This is a genomic window from Lederbergia sp. B243.17 (assembly GCF_057657925.1).
Genome location: NZ_JBWBKF010000038.1, coordinates 20,018 through 37,413, shown reverse-complemented (window position 1 = coordinate 37,413; position 17,396 = coordinate 20,018). Strand labels below are relative to the sequence as shown.

The following is a 17,396-nucleotide window of genomic DNA, read 5'->3' as shown; positions in this document are numbered from 1 at the left end:
CTAGTCGGTTTTGAAGATATCGCGAAAGGTTTGATATTCAACGATAATTGATAAATGGAGTGGTATACACATCAATTTCGGAGAGATGTTGTAAATGAAGCAGCTGCTTTAAAGAAGAGAAAGGATACAATTATGTATCAAGGAAAGTTACGAAGAATCACAATCATACTGTTAGCATTATATACCGTTTTGATCCTCTATTGTTTGTATATAGGTTTCAATAGAGCTTCTTTTCCACAAGATTCTAGCATGCGATATAATCTGATACCTAACGGGATACCTTTACACTTTCCCGGAAGGTATTTTCAAATTTGGTTTTTTGAGTTCGGCAACTTCGCAGCATTTATACCTTTTGGAATTGTCATCCCGCTTCTGTTTCGCTGTAATTTCATTCGATTTATAACCTTATTTATCCTGTCTATTACCACTCTTGAAATCTTACAAATGCTATCTCGTTTAGGATCTTTTGATGTTGACGATATCATTATTAATACATTAGGGGCAGCGGTAGGATTTTGGGCACAGCGGTTAGTGCGTAATGATCGAAATAAATTTAAAGGGATCTGTCGGATGATCTTAACAGCCTTTATACTTTCCATTGGAGTCATTGTCATTGTTGGCGGCATCAATCATTATTTGGAAAATGGAGGTGGCGATGTTGTAGCTCTGAATGAACTTAGATTACAAGATGGCATTGTACTGTGGGAAGACCCCCCTTTAAGTTTTACAGCAGACCGAAAAAAGGTTGATCCTCAAATCAATATGTACAGTAGAAAAAATACAAGAAATAATGAGTTTACATATCATTTAAATGGCAAGTATACAAAAATGGAAGGCTATGCTGCTATACCAGATGAAACAACTCCACTCAAAGAAGCAGAAGGGATAAGTGATATAATATTGATCGCAGATGGCGCAGAAATTTATTCCCTTGGGTTATCTGGTAAAAGTGGAGAGAATCAGGTCATCTCTTTTCAAATTCCTTTAAGCGGTGTAAATGAACTTACGATAAAATTAACTGACGATGATCCAAATCCCAATATCAATGCCGTGATGTGGGACATTACGCTTATAGAAGTCAACACAGGACAAAGGATTATTAATAGTATAAAAGAGAAATTACGTTCTCTATTCTAACAAGTTTCACAAAAGGCGTGCCCGTACGGATTGAACTAGAAAATGATCAAGCGTTATAGAAAGCAGGGATGCAAAAAAAGTTTTTATGCCTGTAGAATCGATTGGTGTAAGCATTGAAAAGAGCTGGAAACGATGCAAAGCCATCTTTTTGAAAAAGCTAAAGCACACACATATCGATACGATGGAAGATTTAACACAACACCTAGCGGAATTGGAGCAAAACGGGACAATTCCTGGTTGGATATTTGCTGGTTGGTGCGGTGATGATTCATGCGAAGAAATGGTAAAAGAACAAACAAAATTCACATCGCGAAATATTTTAGACTGCTGACGATTAAGCTTTACGGGATAGAAATCAGTCGATGAAGAACAATTCTTGGCCGACCATTCGAGCATAGCGTTTGGGTCAAGACGGCAACAAAAAAACACCGGCCCATTTTATCCTAGCTGCCAACCAAGCAGGTTTAACCCAATGCGATCTGTGGTAAATTCAAAGTACAGAAAAGAGCATGGGGAAGGTGAACAGCATGATGAGACAGTGGAACTTCATAATCGACAATAAATTGATCACGGTTTACAGCAAAGACCTGAAACGGGCGAAAGAAGAGGCCCGCTTAATATATGAAGAGCTGCGGAAGAACGCAGGATAAAGGAAACACCAGTCGATTTTCATGACTGGTGTTTTTGTTTTTATCATGATCGGCTTTTCTTTAAAAATGGTATACTAGCCGAAGAGTATACGGAACATTTAAACTAATAAAAAACAAGGGGATTTTAAAAATGGACCATAAACTTTGGCGGGTGGGCACAACCTATATTCCGGTGTCCCGAGTGAAAGATTCCGCAGCATGGTATGTGAATAATTTAGGTGCGGAATTGAGTTATCAAGATGAAGACAAGGCGATTATTAATCTGGCAAACCAGAGCTTTTTTCTTGTGAAGTCCAGTGAAAATCAAAGCTCTAATTTCATTGATTGTTATGGCAAGGACCGTTTTTCTTTAACGTTCGAAGTGGATGGATTGGCTGCTTTAAAAGCGATACATAGGAAATTTGCTGAGCTTGGGGTAAAGGTCGGGGACATAGAAGACAGAGGGCATTCTGGGAGGAATTTTGTTTTTTACGATTTAGACGGCAATGCGTTTGATGTGTGGAGCGAGTTAAGTTCAAGTTTTAAAGAAAGATATTTTTCCGAGAGGGGGGTATCTCAATAAATAAGTTTTATGTTGCCTCAAGCTTTAGAAACATAGAGACCGTTCGCCAGGTAAGTGAGCAATTGATCAATAAGGGATATATTCAAACCTATGATTGGACAAAGAACGATCGAGCCCAGACTGTTGAAAGCTTAAGGGACATTGGAATCAAAGAAAAAGGGGCTGTATTGGCGGCCGATTTCATTATTGTATTATTGCCGGCTGGAAAAGGCAGCCATATTGAATTTGGTATGGCCCTTGCTCTGGATAAAAAAATATATCTTCATTCACCTGATGGCGATATCAATCATGCAGAAACAACGAGCACATTTTACCATCTATCAAATGTGGAAAAATGCAGCGGGCCGATTGATCAGTTAGTGGAGACAATCACAAAGAAAAATTTGATAGTAAACTGACGGGCGCCTTTCTTGGAAAGGCGCCTCTTTTATTGTGGGGACCGAGCCTATTGCCACTTGCTGATCCAAAGAGAGAGCTGGCTTGCCATAAAGTCGGAGCTGTACTCGCTGCCGTTTTGGATCCACCAGGATAGAATGCCGACGAAGGAGGAAGCGATGATGTCCTTTGATAATCGTTGCTCTGGTTCTCGCTGCAAAAATTCACGTCTCGCTTGCACGTTTTCTGCAATGAATTGATGGAGTTTCGTTCGGAACCCTTTCTCTTGCATCAATACGGAAAGATATCTACGGTGCTGATAAAAATAGTCCAATATAGCAGGCATCTGATCAGCTGCCTCTGCCTGCTTTGTCTCCAGCAAAGGCGACAAACTTTCGGACAGGTCGTCGAATACATCATACACGACATGCCTCAATAAATCCCTCATATCTGTATAGTGCAAATAAAAGGTAGCACGATTCAGTTCTGCCCGCGCGGCCACTTTTTGTACCGTTAGTTCCTGTGTATTCCCCGTTTCTGCTAATAAGGCGATCGCTGCTTCCTTCAGCAACCGTTTGGAACGGATGGCGCGAGGGTCTTCTTTTTTTGCAGACATGTAATCCACTCCTGTCTATTATCTCTATTTTTTTCGACATAGACCTTTATTCTGTCGCATAATTGACGTTTTGACGCCAATTGTCGGTGGTATAAGCTTTTGATTGTTGCTACAATCTATTTTATTGTCACAGTGTCGATAAAGTAAAGGGAGGACGATCAGCTTCATGAAACAACCGATTAATCAAAAGGTACTGCTATTTGTAATATTACTAGGTGGATTTCTTTCGATTTTAAACCAAACGATTTTAAACGTGGCACTCAGTCATTTTATGGATACATTTCATGTGAAGGCGACGACTGTGCAGTGGCTGACAACGGGCTTCATGCTCGTGAATGGCGTGCTGATCCCGGTTACCGCCTTTTTGATGAAGCGTTTTTCAACGCGTCAGTTATTTATCAGCTCCATGCTTTTTCTTTTCGTGGGCTCATTGTTTTGTGCGGCAGCACCTAATTTTCCGGTTTTATTAACCGGACGGATGATTCAGGCAGCGGGGGCAGGGATTATTATGCCACTGATGATGAACGTTGCCATGATCATTTTTCCTCCTGAAAAAAGGGGGAGTGCGATGGGTCTATTAGGGCTCGCGATGATTTTTGCGCCAGCGATTGCGCCGACTCTATCAGGCTTCATCATTGAATATGTGTCGTGGCGCTGGTTATTTATCGGTCTTTTGCCGCTCGCAGCGATTGTCATTTTGCTGGCATTGAAATATTTGGTGAACGTCTCTGAGGGAGCCGCTGCCAAATTGGATGTATGGAGCGTCGTGCTTTCTACCGTCGGATTTGGATTTGTTCTATACGGATTCAGCAACGCGGGAAGCCATGGATGGGATGATGCGCTTGTCTTAACGGGTACTATTGGCGGCATACTCATACTGGCACTCTTCAGCATCCGCCAATTGCGTTCGGACGATCCGCTTTTGAATCTGCGCGTCTTTACCAATCATACCTTTACAATGACGTCGCTTATTAACGTGATCGTTACGATGATGCTCTACGCCGACATGATTTTATTGCCGATCTACTTACAGGACGGACGCGGATTTACCGCATTCGATGCTGGTCTTCTCTTGTTGCCCGGTGCAATTATCAATGCGCTTCTTTCGCCGGTCACCGGGAAACTGTATGACCGCTTCGGTGCGAAACCATTGTTTATCATCGGTTTACTGTTCGTCATCCCTTCGATGTGGGTGGTGACGGATATTTCGGCTACGACGACGTATACGTTTTTGATGGTCAGGACCATTTTCTTGCGGATCGGCTTGAGCTTCATTACGATGCCGCTGAGCACCTCCGCCTTGAATGCATTGCCGAAACAGCTCGTCACACACGGCACTGCTGTCAACAATACGGTCCGCCAACTGGCGGGTGCGATTGGCACAGCCGTTGTCGTCACGATTTTCACGTCAAGATCAACAGAATACGCAACCGAACTGATGTCGCAAGGTGTTACAGAGGGAATCAAAGCACTTGCATCCATCTATGCTTCGGGGCAAGCATACTACTTCATGACGATCCTGGCTGTCATCGCGCTCGCCATCACAATCTTTACACCGCTGAAAGGGGCGGCAGGATCGGAAGGAGCCAAGTCGTAACGGTATTACTGATATGAGGAAAATCAGGAGTTTATAGAAATCACCCCAGACCCGCACTTTACATGCGGGTCTTTTCTATTTTAGGTAAAAAAAGAAAGATTTTAATGAAAATTTGAAACAAAATCGCTTGGAATTCGACTTATTAACTGAGGGGGGAGGCCAATGGATGGCGAGGTAGATATAGAAAGCTTATTTAGGAGTTTCCATTTGGATGTTTATCATTTCTCATTATATTTTTCCAACAATAAACAAGATGCAGAGGATATTACACAGGAAACATTCCTGAAAGCGATAAATGAGATTCACAGGCTGAGGGATCCTTCCCGGGCCAAGTATTGGCTGCTTTCGATAGCGAGGAATACGGCATTCGACCATTTGCGCAGAAAGAAAAGAAAATTGTTATTGTCTGGCCTAATGGAAAGCCTTGCGCACCAAACCCATAATGAATCTTTGGATGATCACATGCTGATTAAGGAGCAGTGGTAGGAGGTACAAGATGCCCTGTTGAAAATCAAGCCGCATTATCGCAGCTTGCTTATCCTGCGCGGGGTTCAGGAGCTGACGATAAAAGAAACAGCGCTAATCTTGGATTGTACGGAGTTAAAGGTCCGGGTCGATTTTCATCGGGCAGTGAAGGTGTTAAAAAAGGAACTTCAAGGATGGGAGGGGATGGAGATTGATGAAAAAGACCGTCGCTTCGACCGAAGAGGCTAAACAGCTGCTTAGTCCTATTAAAAATCGTACCGACTTAGAACCAGACCGGGAATTCGTCAATCAGTTACAGCACCGTCTCCAAATGAAAGAAACAAAGAAAAACTGGAGGGTTAAGGCATTCCCGCTCTTAACAGCAGCTGCCGTACTCCTCCTATTGCCGCTACTCGTGTCTTCCTTTGTTCATCAGAGGGAGGCAGGGAAACCATTCCAGATTGAAGAGTTCTCACAAATTCAATTGGTGGATACGATCGAATACGGAAAAGCCGATTTGAGGAATGAGTGGATGAATCCTGTCAGCAGTTTTGACATCGAGAAGAATACCCTCTATGTATTGGATGATGCAAACTCCCGGATCGTAATCAGGAAAAAAGACGGAAAGACGAGAACCTTCCCGATTCAAAAAAACCCAAATATAATTGGCGGCCTAGAAGATATTTTGGTGACGAAAAGCGGGGACATCTATGTGCTAAACACTGCGGAAAATATCGTGTGCCAATACAAATCAGATGGAGAGTTAGCTGAGACGTATGATCTATCCGGCCTGGATCTGTTTTTCCCCGACTCCTTAATCGAACGAAACGGCGAAGTGATGGTCAGCCAAAACCAAGAACGGTTTGCTAGCCTCGCTGACTTACACTTTTTGGAGGAGAGAGAGCTATCCTACCAATTGAAGCGGGTCAATCGGAAGGAAAGTGTCCTGCAATTGAATGAGGAAGGACACCATGACGAATATAAAATATTCTCCGATTTAGGGCTTGGCAATTTGGCAGTACAGCAGGTGACGGAGGATCAAATTATTTATATGCAGACCGTGACGCCGCCCGTCAACACTCCTGTTTCAGAGACACATGTGTTAGCGCTAAACCGGCAGGGTGATACGCTCGGGGGGGTGCGCATCCCTGAAGAGAAATTTATCGTCAAACCCCAGAGAATGGAGAGGTATATTCAGACAGAGGGAAACCAAATCTTTCTCATGATACCTGAGAAGGAATATATTGGCGTGTACGAAGTCGCATTGGGAACAGAATATGATCGTTTGATTGAGGAGCAGTTGGAGAAAGTGGAAATCGGCTATGATTATCGAACTTTTGGAAAACCCTTTCCTGAGTTGGAGGCAGAACTTCTTCAGCTTTTCAGAAGGGGTGAAATCAACTTTGGAGATGAAGACTCATTGAACGGCGCGGCCATCGATGAGCAAGGAACCGTTGTTGTTGATTTTAAGGATTTCATGGCGGGAAGTCCGGCAAGTGCACAGGCACAAACCTTGTTCCATGCGCTTCATTCGGCAACCTTTGAGAAATTTCCCGAAATCAAACAGATTTATTTTCAGTTTGACGGCAGCTTCAGCGCGTGGGCGCATTGGCTGGAAAGCACGGAAGAGCCTTGGAAAGGGATGAAGTGAACCCATATCCGTAAAGGGGCCAACCAGATCGGATGCACAGCAATTTCCGTTGCTACTAAGGTAAAAGTGAGGGATGGCGATGAAGCTTGTTTATTTATTGGCAGTGCTTTTATTCGTATTGAGTGGATGCCAGAAGGCTGAAGGAATAATTGAAAATAATACAGCTAACGTCTCGGGAGAAGGCACTACAATAATGCCTAGCCCTGTTGAAGTACAAGATTCAACTGACTATTTGGCTAACAATGAAGGGGAGTTATCCGAACAAGATATCGAAACGGCATATGAGCTGTGTGCTAGGGCGCTGACCGAATATTATGAAGCAATATGGAACGGCTCGGATATCGAGCTGAGCACATTCATCGATAACGGCCACCTCAAACGATATACGGAAAAGAAAATCCGCTCTCAGTATGGGACCTATGCAGCTTATACGAAGGACCCGGTGAAGGAGGTTGAGATCCATGAATGGGAAGCGAAGTACATGGCCGATGAGGAGGGGGGCTATCTATATCTGAACCTGCCTGCGGAAATTCATAAGATAATCGGCAGCTATAGTGAACCGACGGAATTTCTTGTCCGCAATGTAAACGGCAAGCTGGTGATCGTCGATTGGTATACGAAGGGGAAAGACAGTTATGACTTCATCCATCGCGGAGAAAATCAAACGATAGATAACCCGGCTATTTGGAATGATGGGGAATGGGTAAAGCAATTGAAAAATTGAGTTGACCGCGAATAAAGGGGACATGTAAATGAAAGCATGCCCCGAGAACGAAAAGGAAAAGAATGAAAGTTGCATCGAGAGAGGTGGATATATTCACCTCTCAGTTTGTTTTTGCACAAACACAAAAATTCATCACTGCTCATCCAACGGGGCACATAGAGGCGTTCTATGTGCCCTTCGCCGACGCACTCCCCTCCGAGAGTAACATAGAAGCGTCCTATGTGCCCTTCGCCGACGCACTCCGCTCCGAGAGTAACATAGAAGCGTTCTATGTGCCCTTCGCCGACGAACTCCCCTCCAAGGGTCACATAGGAAACTTCTATATATCAAAAAGAGACTTCAGCATGATACTTCAGTTACTTGTTGTTGGCCATCACTACTTCCGTTGGCTCCCATTCAGTTGGAGTGAGGTATCAACACATACTCCGAAAAAAAGCCTATTTAAAAGAAAAATGTAAAGTGTAGTTGACATGCGGGTTAATGTAAAGTACACTTTACTTATTAAGAAATGTAAAGTGCACTTTACTCTTATGAAGGAGGCAATATGAAAAACAGAATCCGTGAACTGCGGAAATTGAAAAAGATGACGCAGGAAGATTTATCTAAGGAAGTTGGCGTGTCCAGGCAATCCATCATTGCCATTGAGTCAGGGAAATTCAATCCATCTATTGAACTTGCCTACAGCATTTCGAAAACGTTCGACAGCACAATCGAAGAAGTGTTTTTATTCGAAGAGGAGGGAATGTGAGCATGGAAATATCGATCAGCGGTATGATTGGTTTGTACGGGGGAGCGATTTTCGGGCTTCTTGGCTGGTGGTTCGGCCGGAAGAAAGCGAAGAAAAACAGAGGGTTGGATGAGTTATACTATCATATTTGGCAGAAGGCGAGATCCACCTCTTGGTATGTGACACTAGGTACGATATATGTTTTCTTTACGTTGATCATGCTAGGGATCGAGTTAAGCCCGGCAATGGTTTTAGGAGTCCTTCTTCTGGCGCATCTTGGAAGTTGGGCAATTAGCGGCATGGTTTTGGCCATCAGCATGTCTGGTTCGGCGCCGATGCAGCTTTCCCGTGTAAAGATCGGCGTCACCACTGTCGTTTTGTCCATCATTGTTTTTACGGTGCTTTCAATCGTCACGAATAACTGGAAGTTTTTGATATTCAGCATCTTGCCAAATCTCATTGGACTTTTAACCGCTCTTACGCCAAATAAAAAAGACACCGAATAAGCTGTACTTGTTTTCCCTTTGGATATGCTTTTCCAAAGGGTTTTTTCGTGTCATGGTTCGTTTTTTTCGCCCAATCACTAAAAGCTCGGATCACTTTTTTTATGCTCCAAAAATGTTCATGGCAGCATTTTCCTCGCAAAAAGGATTATACTGGAACAGGGTTGTGCGGATTTTCAGCAAGAAGGGGAAGAGAAAATGAGAATGGTAGAGGCCGATCAATTACAAAAAGACAAGGTCAGCGAATTCTTCATCCAGCATTGGGGAAGCACGGAGATGGTGATCTCTAGCGGAGTCTTTGATTGTACGAGTTTGGAAGGCTTCGCGGTGTTGAATGACAAAGAAACGATTGTTGGTTACATTACATACGTTATCTGCGCGGATGAGTGCGAAATCATTTCCTTGGATAGCGTGGAAGAAGGCAAGGGGATTGGAACTTTTTTAGTGCAGCAGGTGGAAAAAAAAGCAAAAGATGCAAAGTGCAAGAGGGTCAAACTGATTACGACAAACGATAACATACGCGCTTTGGCGTTTTACCAAAAGCGGGGATATCGCCTGGCAGAACTTTATGTTGGGGCGGTGGATGAGGCTCGGAAACGAAAACCGGAAATCCCTGAAAACAGCGAGGACGGGATTCCCATTCATGACGAAATTTTGCTCGCCAAACCGCTGTGATGAAATCATACAATAGAAAAGGGGAAACAACATGGCAATTGCAACTGGACTTTTCATTTCATTAATAGGGGTATATATAGCGTTTCTGCTAAGCAAAGGCAAATCGAAAAAGAGAAAGGCGATCGTTTGGGGGATCTTACTGATGATTCCCATTTCACCGGCTCTGTCCTTTTCAATCGGGCTTATGGCGGCGTGGATTACGAAAAGCGGCTGGTCCGCCTTTATTATGGTCTATGTTTTTCCTGCCCTGTTCCTAATCGGGCTCATCATGCTGCTAGTTGGAATCTTCCAGAAAGATGTGGCGAAACAGCCTCATTGATGTTGCAATACTTATAGAATGGAGCAATGCCAATGAATTTGGGCAAACCGATCGCGAAAGGAAATACGGCAAGTATTTATCGGTCCGGCAGTGAGGCTATAAAGGTTTATAACGACTTCCTGCCGGATGGGGAAGCGAGAAAAGAAGCAAACAAGCAAAAGTTTGCTTATGCAAGCGGACTTCCGGTACCTGAGGTATTTGAAGTCACCGAAATAAACGGGAAGCAAGCGATACGAATGGAATACATCAGTGGGAGCACATTAGGAGATTTATTTTTCAACGATCTAAGAAAAGCAGAGTACTACTTGGATATGTCGGTCGATATGCAGATAAATATCCATGCAGTTCGTCCAGACAACGCGATGGAACCAATGGCCGCCAAACTACAACGTCAAATTAAGAGCGGGCCATTTTTAGACGAAAGGCAAAAAAACTATTTGTTAAAAAGGCTCGATTCGTTCACATATGAGAGCAGGCTTTGCCATGGCGATTTTCATTTGTTCAATGTGATTCAGGCAGAAGACCACTTGGCCGTAATTGATTGGGTGGATGCCAGTTCAGGCGATATTCGTGCGGACGTATACCGGTCGTATCTTTTGTATTCGCAATTTTCGGCCGATGTGGCGGAGCAGTATCTGCGGCTTTATTGTGAAAAAAGCGGGCTTACAAAGTCGGATGTTTTTCAGTGGGCACCTGTCATCGCCGGGGCGAGATTATCCGAAAATGTCTCCTCAGAGAACACGGATCGCCTTTTGGGAATCGTCAATCAATCGATGGAAGCTTGGAGGGAAGAATGATGGAAACAGAATTGGGCCGAGCGATCGAGTTGCGAAAGAAGGGTCATTACACAGAATCCAATGACATTCTAATAAAATTGGTGCAAAGCTTTCCGGCTCATCCATTGATAAATTATCAATGTGCGTGGAGTTATGACCTTTTAGGGGAAGAAGCGAAGGCTGTCCCTTATTATGAAAAAGCGATCCAGTTGGGATTGCCGTCCAAGGATTTAGAGGGGGCTTTCATCGGACTGGGCAGCACCTATCGGACGTTAGGAGAATATGAGAAGTCGAGAAGGACATTTGAAAAGGGGATGGAAGTATTTCCTGATAATCGGGCAATGCAAACGTTCTACTCGATGACTTTGTATAATTTGAACGAGCACAGCAAAGCGATGGAGCTGCTGCTAAACTGCTTAACGGAAACGACAAAAGATCCAGAAATCCTTAGCTATAAAAAGGCGATAGATTTTTATTCGGATCAACTGGATCGAACATGGAAGTAGGGAGAAGCATGGCAAAGTCAATCATCTTTGATATGGACGGGACGCTGTTTCAAACTGACAAAATTTTAGAAATATCACTGGAGGGCACGTTTGCGCATTTACGGTCTATTCATAAATGGAGTGGAGAGACACCCATTCAAAAGTATCGTGAAATCATGGGCGTTCCATTGCCGAAAGTGTGGGAAGCATTATTGCCTGAACACTCCCATGGAGAGCGAAAATACACTGATGCGTATTTTCTTGAAAGATTAATTGAGAATATAGAAAAGGGCAATGGTGCGCTGTATCCCCATGCCGAATCTGTTTTGCAGTTTTTAAAAGAGAATGGGTATTCGATCTACATAGCAAGCAACGGTTTAACTGCATATTTAGAGGCAATCGTGAAGCATTATCATTTGGATAGATGGATTACCGAAACCTTCAGCATACAAGAAATTGACTCATTGAACAAAGCGGATTTGGTTAAGACGATAGTAAACAAATACGGGATTGTCCACGGCGTGGTAGTGGGTGACCGCCTTTCAGATATCAATGCAGCGAAAGAGAACGGATTGATTTCAATCGGGTGTCATTTTGATTTTGCCCAGGAAGATGAACTTGTGCATGCTCATGTGGTCATACATAATTTGAATGAGTTGAGAATGTTATTGCCTGCCTTAAATGACAATGAGCCAGCAGTCCGATGATAGGGCGCTTTTCTTGAACTTAAGTAGATAGTAACAGGGGGTGACAGATGATGATTGATTTTCTATCAAATCAATCCGCTTATATCGAAGACGTTGCAGATATGGTTTATAAAGAGTTTGTGGTAAAAACAAATAGCAAAATTACTTTTCAAGAGGTGAAAAATTTCTTTTCAAACACTAAAAAGGATGAGTTTCCCATTACATTAATAGCAGTAGACGATGGAAAGTGTTTAGGAACAATATCAATCTTTGAAAATGATTTAAAGACACAAGATATCTACAAACCCTGGCTTGCATCCTTATATACAAAACCTGAATATCGTGGCAAAGGTGTAGGACAAGCTCTCATAACTGAAACTTTAAAGGTCGTTAAGGACTTAGGTTATAAAGAACTTTATCTGAGAACTGAACATGCTTCCGAATATTATAGAAACAGGGGCTGGATTTTTGTAGGCGCAGTCTCAGATGATAGAAATGAAAAGGTAGATATTTTCAAATTCGATTTAAAATGAAATGAGTGCTTTGAATACAGATGACATCTCATTAAATGGTTAAAACGCTTGGAAGATTCCAAGCGTTTTGACTTATATTCTTTGTATCCTCTTTTGATACTTGCTATGTCCATCGGTTACACCGAGAAATTCAAAGCGATTGGACTTATAAAAATGATTCAGTTTCATATTGTCTGCCACACAATCTAACTTAAGATATTCTTTATCACTAGTATTGTCTTGGATCCAAGACAATATGCTTTTGCCTAACCCTTTCTTCATATGGGCAGGGAGGATGGCAAGTCTATGTAAATAAAGCGACTTTGAAGAACTGTCACTTCCCCAAATATGGCTATCCCACTCACTTTGTTCAGATAATAGCGTGAATGTAGCCACAATATCATTATCTTTTAATACAATGTATGTTTCTTGGTCCAGTATGGCTTTTTCAATCTCCTCATCATCACCCCCGTCCAATAGAAACCTCCACTGATTTATATTATTCTCTTTCATCCATTGAGCGATCTGTTTTAACATGTTTATGATTACACGGCTGTCGTCTTTTGAAGCTATTTTTACTTCAAAACCTTCATGGTATTCCATTTTTCTCCTCCTTTTTCGATTGCGATCTAAATTGCCCAACCTTTCGCAAAATCAATTTGACCTGTCAGCGCCAATTCCGACATAACCTGTCTTCTCCACGATCTCCTGGCCTTCTTTGGACAAAATCCAGTCGATGAAGCGGTCTGCACTGGGATTTTCAGTGCCTGCCGTAATGGCATAAAATTCGTGTGTGATCGGGTACGACCCCGATCGGATCTTCTCGATAGTCGGTTCATTCCCGTCGACGGCCAGCAGTCTGATATTTTTGTTTCCGACCATGGATTCCGAATAAAAACGGAATGTATAACCGATGGCACTGTCATAGTTTCGGTAATCCGCTACGTTCGTAATAATCCCGCTCATGAGATCGGCGACTTCTTCAGTCGGTGCTTCCATAATGGGCACGTCGCCCATGAACCCTTCGAGTGCCGTCTGGCTGCCGCTATCTGCGGAGCGTTGGAATGCCCTGATTTTCGCTCGCTTTCCGCCGACCTCTTTCCAATTCGTCACCTTGCCGGAGTAGATGTCGCGCAGTTGTTCCTGAGTCAGCCCTTTGATCGGATTGTTCTTATTGACAAAGAAGACGAAGGCCTCTTTCCCGATTGGGGTGAGGACGAGTTCTTTGCCGCGTTCCTCCGCACGCTTGCGCTGTTCTTCCGACGGACTAGCCGCGAAGATGATATCGACATCACCGTTTAGCAGGTTCTCATACGCCTCCCCGGTCCTGGTTGACATGACTTCGCTATCGTAAGGGTCGTATTCCTTTCGCGGATAGACCGCTTGGGCAAAAGCAGCATACACCGGATAAAGAGCGGTAGCTCCGTCAAGTTTCGGTATATCCTCTTCGATCTCGAAGGAAGCTGGCCCGCCGAGTTGTACCGCTTTCGTATCCGGCTGATTTGGTGCATATTCGTACAAGTCGACATCTGCTGTCTCTACGACTGGCTTTGTGAGTTTATAGAGCTCGGGAGCCGCAACTAGAAATCCGATCGCAACGATCGCTAGCGGAATGCCGTAGAACACGGAACGCCGATTGATCTTAAAAATTGCCAAGCCAACCATTACAATAAAACCGAGTAATGTTCCGATTAGTACAGGTATCCATTCGCTGTGCCCGCTTAACAAAAACATGAAGCTGCCCAGCACCCCGAAAAATGACACAACTACGATCAAACCTGCCAAAGAAGCAATTCTGCCAGCTAGTTTCATTCCGCATCTCATCCCTTTTTTTTATCATTATAGCAGTACGAAGATGGCAGGCGAGTCGTCTCTTACCGCCATAACCACTCATATAACATCAATAGATTTAGCGGCCCTGCATTTCAATGCTGTGATAATATTTGATTATATAGAATTTTACCATTAATTTAATCGAAAGGTTGTTTTAAATGGGGTATAAGATTGTATTTTTTGATATTGATGGGACGATTACAAACTTCGAGGACGGAAGCATTTCAAACAGTACAAAAAAAGCGATTAAAATGTTAAAAGATAAAGGATTGCAAGTCGTAGCAGCGACCGGCAGACCATTATCGATGTGTGACGAAATAAAAGCGTTAGGAATCGATACTTTCATTACTGCAAATGGAGGGCACGCAAAACACCACAATGAAATTATACATAAAGTCCTGATGGATAAAAGAATCGTGCACGAAGTTGTTGAGTTTGCCCATACCCAAAACAATGCATTAGCGTACTACTCCGAGAGCTATAGCATGAATGGAATGAAAGATGACAATGTATTAAAAGCACTGAAGGAAACCCTGTTTTTGAACGAGTATCCCCCGATCAATCAAAAGGTTTTGGAAGATGAATTATTTTTAATGTGCCTTTTCGCAGACGATGACACCCTTATAAGATATGTTGAAAGGTTTCCCGATTTAACCTTTAAAAGGTGGCACCCATATATTCTGAATGTGTTGCAAGAAGACATATCAAAGTCCTTAGCGATCATCAAAGTGCTGGATTATTTTAATCTTGATAAGAGTGAGGCCATTGCATTCAGTGATGGGGAGAACGATATTGATATGTTGGAACTGGTCGGTTTAGGTATCGCAATGGGAAACGGAAATGAGAACTTAAAAAAGGTTGCCGACTTCGTGACAAAGAAATCCAGTGAGGACGGCATTTCTTTTGCGCTGGAAAGGTTCGGAGTGATTTAATTTCGCTTTGGAGAGGGGTATCTCTTTTATTGGAATGTGGTAAGTAGCTTACGCCAAAAGTTTAAAAAGTTATGAGGGAGAACAACTAACACTTACTAAATGGAAAAAACATATAAATGAGACTGAATAAATAATTGTAAAAAAATGAAATTTAATTAATGGGAAAGAAGAATGGAAGAAGAGGGTTGAATTGCTGAAAGATATAAATAAAATATTGGGAGGATTATTTATAATGAACCTAACGATTATTAAAAGTGTTAGAACAAATAATTTTAAAGATGAGGCTATCATGCAAAAGATTACAGATTTGTGGAAAGGGGCATCAAGTGTTTTACAAAATCAGGATGAGGTTACGTATGGTTTGTATCATGATTATGAGAGTGATTATAAAGGGGAGTATACATTGAGCGTAGCAATAGAAAGTAGTGATAACGCGTCGACAATTAAAATTCCAAATACAAGTAAATATGAGGCTTTTGAAGTAGATATTTTAGATGAAAATGGAATACTTAACACCTGGAAGCAGATTTGGGAGCTTGAAGATAGAGGAGATTTAAAGAGAGCTTATTCATTTGATTATGAAAAATATTACCCTAATGGTCAAATCGAGATTCACATAGCTACTAAATAGTGAAACAAGAAAGGGTTCTGCATATTAGATATGACTAATATGCAGAACCCTTTTATTTTTCTATCTTTATATTCGAACTTTCAAAAATACGATACTGTCCTGCTATTTGCTATACAATTCAAGGTAATGCAAGAGCATAAAAGGAATAAACTTTTGAAGATGCTAAAACTTTCTATGAACAAACTACGAATATACCAATAGGCGATGATATTGGGAAAGCATGGGATGAATAAATGGAAAATGACTTACGTTTGATCAAACAAATAAAGAAGAATGCGAAGGAATCCTCGGCGAATTCGCTAGTGACGAAATATTATAAGGAGATGTATGCATTCCATTACAAGCAGACATTGGATCCGGAATTGTCTTTGGATTTGACGCAGGAGTTATTCGTTGGTGTATTGCAAGCGATACATAGCTACGACCCGAAAAAGGCGTCTTTCCGCACATGGCTGTATCGGGTGGCCTCAAATCGGGTCGTTGATTACTTCCGCTCCAGACATTATCGGTATGCACAATTCACACAGCCGATTGATGAGGTGCAAGAAGAATTTGAAGATGAGTTTAACTTGGAAAATGCACTCGAATATAAGGAGCAATTAGAGATTGTTAATTCATTGGTGAATCGGCTGGATTCACATTCTCAGCAAATTATCCGCCTGAAGCTATTCGGTGAATATACGTTGAGTGAAATCGCCTCGATTGAAGCCATTCCTTTATCGACGGTCAAAACGAGATATTATGCGACACTAAAATGGATTCGGAAAGAATGGGAGGCGCTAGCTTGTGAAGAAAGATAAATTGAACATCCCGATGCCGGATGACAGCATCATCGCCGAGCAAATCAGCCAAATTGTTTCACACGGCTTAGTGAAAAAGGAGTCATTTCCGTCCTATTTGCGCTCCATCGTTCAACAAGTGGGGTGGAGGCATCTGTTTTCAGACCGATTGGAACTTAGCTGCATAGTGAGCATCCTCATCGGATTATATGGTCTTTTTTTCGCCACTCCGTACTCAGGTGATATTCAGGATCTCTATGCCTTCGTTTTTCTTTTGTCGCCGATTCTATTTCTAGCATTCTCGGTTTTCACGTATATGAATAAAACACAAAATGGAACCTATGACGTTGAAATGGCATGTAAGTACAATGTCTATCAAGTGATGGCTTTCCGGCTGCTAGCATTTAGCGCGACAACAATGGTCCTGAATACGGCAGCCATCGCCTTGCTCGCCATGAGGTATGAAGAAATTCATTTTCTCCGTGCTTTCCTTCTTTCCGGAACGTCACTATTTCTCTTTTCTTTCATTCTTTCACTCGCCTTGATGAAGCGGAGGACGAAGGGGATTGTGACTGTCACGATTGCCGTGTGGATGCTCGGCAACCTAATGTTGAAATCATCGAATCACGATTTTTATATCGGACTGCTGCTCCAAATCCCGATACTCGTCTATGCGGCTGTTCTGCTCGGATTTCTGATGATCTATATAAGCTATTTGAAAAAACTACTCGATTTCAAGCAGTCGGAAGGGGTATTTTAAT

25 protein-coding genes are annotated in these 17,396 nt (G+C 42.5%); 22 read left to right on the top strand and 3 right to left on the bottom strand.

All coding sequences use genetic code 11. The annotated features are described in order from the left end of the window. Window positions 1–54 precede the first annotated feature (54 nt). From AC0TWI_RS07115 to AC0TWI_RS07100, 4 genes are all read left to right on the top strand, one after another. Window positions 55–1,137 (top strand): VanZ family protein, encoded by a 1,083-nt coding sequence (locus tag AC0TWI_RS07115; protein WP_488125641.1) that lies wholly within the window; start codon window positions 55–57, stop codon window positions 1,135–1,137. Window positions 1,138–1,664: 527 nt separating this feature from the next. Then, window positions 1,665–1,787 (top strand): hypothetical protein, encoded by a 123-nt coding sequence (locus AC0TWI_RS07110; protein ID WP_488125640.1) that lies wholly within the window; start codon window positions 1,665–1,667, stop codon window positions 1,785–1,787. A gap of 130 nt (window positions 1,788–1,917) precedes the next feature. Further along, window positions 1,918–2,349: a VOC family protein gene (locus AC0TWI_RS07105; protein WP_488125639.1), complete on the top strand. Its 432-nt coding sequence runs from the start codon at window positions 1,918–1,920 to the stop codon at window positions 2,347–2,349. Then, a complete protein-coding gene (locus tag AC0TWI_RS07100; RefSeq protein ID WP_488125658.1) occupies window positions 2,346–2,747 on the top strand; it encodes a group-specific protein in 402 nt (133 codons plus the stop codon). The genes AC0TWI_RS07105 and AC0TWI_RS07100 overlap by 4 nt, the downstream gene beginning before the upstream one ends. 47 nt (window positions 2,748–2,794) lie before the next feature. Here AC0TWI_RS07100 and AC0TWI_RS07095 read toward each other — a convergent pair whose 3' ends face one another. After that, window positions 2,795–3,340, bottom strand: coding sequence for a TetR/AcrR family transcriptional regulator (locus AC0TWI_RS07095; RefSeq protein ID WP_488125638.1), 546 nt, complete (start codon window positions 3,338–3,340; stop codon window positions 2,795–2,797). A 166-nt stretch (window positions 3,341–3,506) separates the two neighbouring features. Here AC0TWI_RS07095 and AC0TWI_RS07090 point away from each other — a divergent pair, with 166 nt between their 5' ends. The 14 genes from AC0TWI_RS07090 to AC0TWI_RS07025 all read left to right on the top strand — a co-directional run bounded on the left by AC0TWI_RS07090 (window position 3,507) and on the right by AC0TWI_RS07025 (window position 12,481). After that, the gene (locus AC0TWI_RS07090) at window positions 3,507–4,937 is read left to right on the top strand and encodes a DHA2 family efflux MFS transporter permease subunit (RefSeq protein WP_488125637.1); all 1,431 of its coding nucleotides are present in this window, start codon (window positions 3,507–3,509) and stop codon (window positions 4,935–4,937) included. Window positions 4,938–5,099: 162 nt separating this feature from the next. Then, entirely contained in the window at window positions 5,100–5,423 is a 324-nt protein-coding gene (locus tag AC0TWI_RS07085) for an RNA polymerase sigma factor (protein WP_488125636.1), read from the top strand. Between the two features lie 15 nt (window positions 5,424–5,438). Then, window positions 5,439–5,651: a sigma factor-like helix-turn-helix DNA-binding protein gene (locus tag AC0TWI_RS07080; RefSeq protein WP_488125657.1), complete on the top strand. Its 213-nt coding sequence runs from the start codon at window positions 5,439–5,441 to the stop codon at window positions 5,649–5,651. Then, window positions 5,617–7,053 carry a hypothetical protein gene (locus tag AC0TWI_RS07075; RefSeq protein ID WP_488125635.1) on the top strand — a complete coding sequence of 479 codons (1,437 nt, stop codon included), beginning with the start codon at window positions 5,617–5,619 and terminating at the stop codon, window positions 7,051–7,053. Before AC0TWI_RS07080 ends, AC0TWI_RS07075 begins: the two co-directional genes overlap by 35 nt. A gap of 79 nt (window positions 7,054–7,132) precedes the next feature. Next, window positions 7,133–7,777 carry a hypothetical protein gene (locus tag AC0TWI_RS07070; RefSeq protein ID WP_488125634.1) on the top strand — a complete coding sequence of 215 codons (645 nt, stop codon included), beginning with the start codon at window positions 7,133–7,135 and terminating at the stop codon, window positions 7,775–7,777. Window positions 7,778–7,839: 62 nt separating this feature from the next. Then, window positions 7,840–8,235 carry a hypothetical protein gene (locus AC0TWI_RS07065; protein ID WP_488125633.1) on the top strand — a complete coding sequence of 132 codons (396 nt, stop codon included), beginning with the start codon at window positions 7,840–7,842 and terminating at the stop codon, window positions 8,233–8,235. An 86-nt stretch (window positions 8,236–8,321) separates the two neighbouring features. Continuing rightward, window positions 8,322–8,525 carry a helix-turn-helix transcriptional regulator gene (locus AC0TWI_RS07060; protein WP_488125632.1) on the top strand — a complete coding sequence of 68 codons (204 nt, stop codon included), beginning with the start codon at window positions 8,322–8,324 and terminating at the stop codon, window positions 8,523–8,525. 2 nt (window positions 8,526–8,527) lie between these two features. Further along, window positions 8,528–9,010: a hypothetical protein gene (locus AC0TWI_RS07055; protein ID WP_488125631.1), complete on the top strand. Its 483-nt coding sequence runs from the start codon at window positions 8,528–8,530 to the stop codon at window positions 9,008–9,010. 195 nt (window positions 9,011–9,205) lie between these two features. Then, entirely contained in the window at window positions 9,206–9,682 is a 477-nt protein-coding gene (locus tag AC0TWI_RS07050; RefSeq protein ID WP_488125630.1) for a GNAT family N-acetyltransferase, read from the top strand. A gap of 31 nt (window positions 9,683–9,713) precedes the next feature. Beyond that, a complete protein-coding gene (locus AC0TWI_RS07045; protein WP_488125629.1) occupies window positions 9,714–10,001 on the top strand; it encodes a hypothetical protein in 288 nt (95 codons plus the stop codon). Window positions 10,002–10,033: 32 nt separating this feature from the next. After that, on the top strand, window positions 10,034–10,798 hold the full coding sequence (locus tag AC0TWI_RS07040; protein ID WP_488125628.1) for a phosphotransferase family protein: 765 nt from the start codon (window positions 10,034–10,036) through the stop codon (window positions 10,796–10,798). Next, window positions 10,798–11,283 carry a tetratricopeptide repeat protein gene (locus tag AC0TWI_RS07035; protein ID WP_488125627.1) on the top strand — a complete coding sequence of 162 codons (486 nt, stop codon included), beginning with the start codon at window positions 10,798–10,800 and terminating at the stop codon, window positions 11,281–11,283. The genes AC0TWI_RS07040 and AC0TWI_RS07035 overlap by 1 nt, the downstream gene beginning before the upstream one ends. Window positions 11,284–11,291: 8 nt before the next feature. Further along, window positions 11,292–11,969, top strand: coding sequence for an HAD-IA family hydrolase (locus AC0TWI_RS07030; protein WP_488125626.1), 678 nt, complete (start codon window positions 11,292–11,294; stop codon window positions 11,967–11,969). 47 nt (window positions 11,970–12,016) lie between these two features. After that, entirely contained in the window at window positions 12,017–12,481 is a 465-nt protein-coding gene (locus tag AC0TWI_RS07025) for a GNAT family N-acetyltransferase (protein WP_488125625.1), read from the top strand. 72 nt (window positions 12,482–12,553) lie between these two features. On the opposite strand, the gene AC0TWI_RS07020 is transcribed toward AC0TWI_RS07025, so the two are convergent. Next, on the bottom strand, window positions 12,554–13,063 hold the full coding sequence (locus AC0TWI_RS07020) for a GNAT family N-acetyltransferase (RefSeq protein ID WP_488125624.1): 510 nt from the start codon (window positions 13,061–13,063) through the stop codon (window positions 12,554–12,556). A 51-nt stretch (window positions 13,064–13,114) separates the two neighbouring features. Next, window positions 13,115–14,272, bottom strand: a complete 1,158-nt coding sequence (locus tag AC0TWI_RS07015; RefSeq protein WP_488125623.1) for a PstS family phosphate ABC transporter substrate-binding protein — start codon at window positions 14,270–14,272, stop codon at window positions 13,115–13,117. Window positions 14,273–14,451: 179 nt separating this feature from the next. Between AC0TWI_RS07015 and AC0TWI_RS07010 the strand changes: the two genes are divergently transcribed. The 4 genes from AC0TWI_RS07010 to AC0TWI_RS06995 all read left to right on the top strand — a co-directional run bounded on the left by AC0TWI_RS07010 (window position 14,452) and on the right by AC0TWI_RS06995 (window position 17,395). Beyond that, window positions 14,452–15,225 (top strand): Cof-type HAD-IIB family hydrolase, encoded by a 774-nt coding sequence (locus AC0TWI_RS07010; protein WP_488125622.1) that lies wholly within the window; start codon window positions 14,452–14,454, stop codon window positions 15,223–15,225. Window positions 15,226–15,457: 232 nt separating this feature from the next. Further along, window positions 15,458–15,856, top strand: coding sequence for a GyrI-like domain-containing protein (locus AC0TWI_RS07005; protein WP_488125621.1), 399 nt, complete (start codon window positions 15,458–15,460; stop codon window positions 15,854–15,856). Window positions 15,857–16,089: 233 nt separating this feature from the next. Further along, a complete protein-coding gene (locus tag AC0TWI_RS07000) occupies window positions 16,090–16,656 on the top strand; it encodes an RNA polymerase sigma factor (protein ID WP_488125620.1) in 567 nt (188 codons plus the stop codon). Next, the gene (locus AC0TWI_RS06995) at window positions 16,643–17,395 is read left to right on the top strand and encodes a hypothetical protein (protein ID WP_488125619.1); all 753 of its coding nucleotides are present in this window, start codon (window positions 16,643–16,645) and stop codon (window positions 17,393–17,395) included. The genes AC0TWI_RS07000 and AC0TWI_RS06995 overlap by 14 nt, the downstream gene beginning before the upstream one ends. The last annotated feature ends 1 nt before the right edge of the window (window position 17,396 follow it).

Excerpts from the sequence above, each read along its gene's own strand:
- AC0TWI_RS07115 (WP_488125641.1), top strand. The coding sequence starts at position 55 with ATGGAGTGGTATACACATCAATTTCGGAGAGATGTTGTAAATGAAGCA.
- AC0TWI_RS07110 (WP_488125640.1), top strand. The coding sequence starts at position 1,665 with ATGATGAGACAGTGGAACTTCATAATCGACAATAAATTGATCACGGTT.
- AC0TWI_RS07105 (WP_488125639.1), top strand. The coding sequence starts at position 1,918 with ATGGACCATAAACTTTGGCGGGTGGGCACAACCTATATTCCGGTGTCC.
- AC0TWI_RS07095 (WP_488125638.1), bottom strand. The coding sequence starts at position 3,340 with ATGTCTGCAAAAAAAGAAGACCCTCGCGCCATCCGTTCCAAACGGTTG.
- AC0TWI_RS07090 (WP_488125637.1), top strand. The coding sequence starts at position 3,507 with ATGAAACAACCGATTAATCAAAAGGTACTGCTATTTGTAATATTACTA.
- AC0TWI_RS07085 (WP_488125636.1), top strand. The coding sequence starts at position 5,100 with ATGGATGGCGAGGTAGATATAGAAAGCTTATTTAGGAGTTTCCATTTG.
- AC0TWI_RS07075 (WP_488125635.1), top strand. The coding sequence starts at position 5,617 with ATGAAAAAGACCGTCGCTTCGACCGAAGAGGCTAAACAGCTGCTTAGT.
- AC0TWI_RS07070 (WP_488125634.1), top strand. The coding sequence starts at position 7,133 with ATGAAGCTTGTTTATTTATTGGCAGTGCTTTTATTCGTATTGAGTGGA.
- AC0TWI_RS07065 (WP_488125633.1), top strand. The coding sequence starts at position 7,840 with ATGAAAGTTGCATCGAGAGAGGTGGATATATTCACCTCTCAGTTTGTT.
- AC0TWI_RS07060 (WP_488125632.1), top strand. The coding sequence starts at position 8,322 with ATGAAAAACAGAATCCGTGAACTGCGGAAATTGAAAAAGATGACGCAG.
- AC0TWI_RS07055 (WP_488125631.1), top strand. The coding sequence starts at position 8,528 with ATGGAAATATCGATCAGCGGTATGATTGGTTTGTACGGGGGAGCGATT.
- AC0TWI_RS07050 (WP_488125630.1), top strand. The coding sequence starts at position 9,206 with ATGAGAATGGTAGAGGCCGATCAATTACAAAAAGACAAGGTCAGCGAA.
- AC0TWI_RS07045 (WP_488125629.1), top strand. The coding sequence starts at position 9,714 with ATGGCAATTGCAACTGGACTTTTCATTTCATTAATAGGGGTATATATA.
- AC0TWI_RS07040 (WP_488125628.1), top strand. The coding sequence starts at position 10,034 with ATGAATTTGGGCAAACCGATCGCGAAAGGAAATACGGCAAGTATTTAT.
- AC0TWI_RS07035 (WP_488125627.1), top strand. The coding sequence starts at position 10,798 with ATGGAAACAGAATTGGGCCGAGCGATCGAGTTGCGAAAGAAGGGTCAT.
- AC0TWI_RS07030 (WP_488125626.1), top strand. The coding sequence starts at position 11,292 with ATGGCAAAGTCAATCATCTTTGATATGGACGGGACGCTGTTTCAAACT.
- AC0TWI_RS07025 (WP_488125625.1), top strand. The coding sequence starts at position 12,017 with ATGATGATTGATTTTCTATCAAATCAATCCGCTTATATCGAAGACGTT.
- AC0TWI_RS07020 (WP_488125624.1), bottom strand. The coding sequence starts at position 13,063 with ATGGAATACCATGAAGGTTTTGAAGTAAAAATAGCTTCAAAAGACGAC.
- AC0TWI_RS07015 (WP_488125623.1), bottom strand. The coding sequence starts at position 14,272 with ATGAAACTAGCTGGCAGAATTGCTTCTTTGGCAGGTTTGATCGTAGTT.
- AC0TWI_RS07010 (WP_488125622.1), top strand. The coding sequence starts at position 14,452 with ATGGGGTATAAGATTGTATTTTTTGATATTGATGGGACGATTACAAAC.
- AC0TWI_RS07005 (WP_488125621.1), top strand. The coding sequence starts at position 15,458 with ATGAACCTAACGATTATTAAAAGTGTTAGAACAAATAATTTTAAAGAT.
- AC0TWI_RS07000 (WP_488125620.1), top strand. The coding sequence starts at position 16,090 with ATGGAAAATGACTTACGTTTGATCAAACAAATAAAGAAGAATGCGAAG.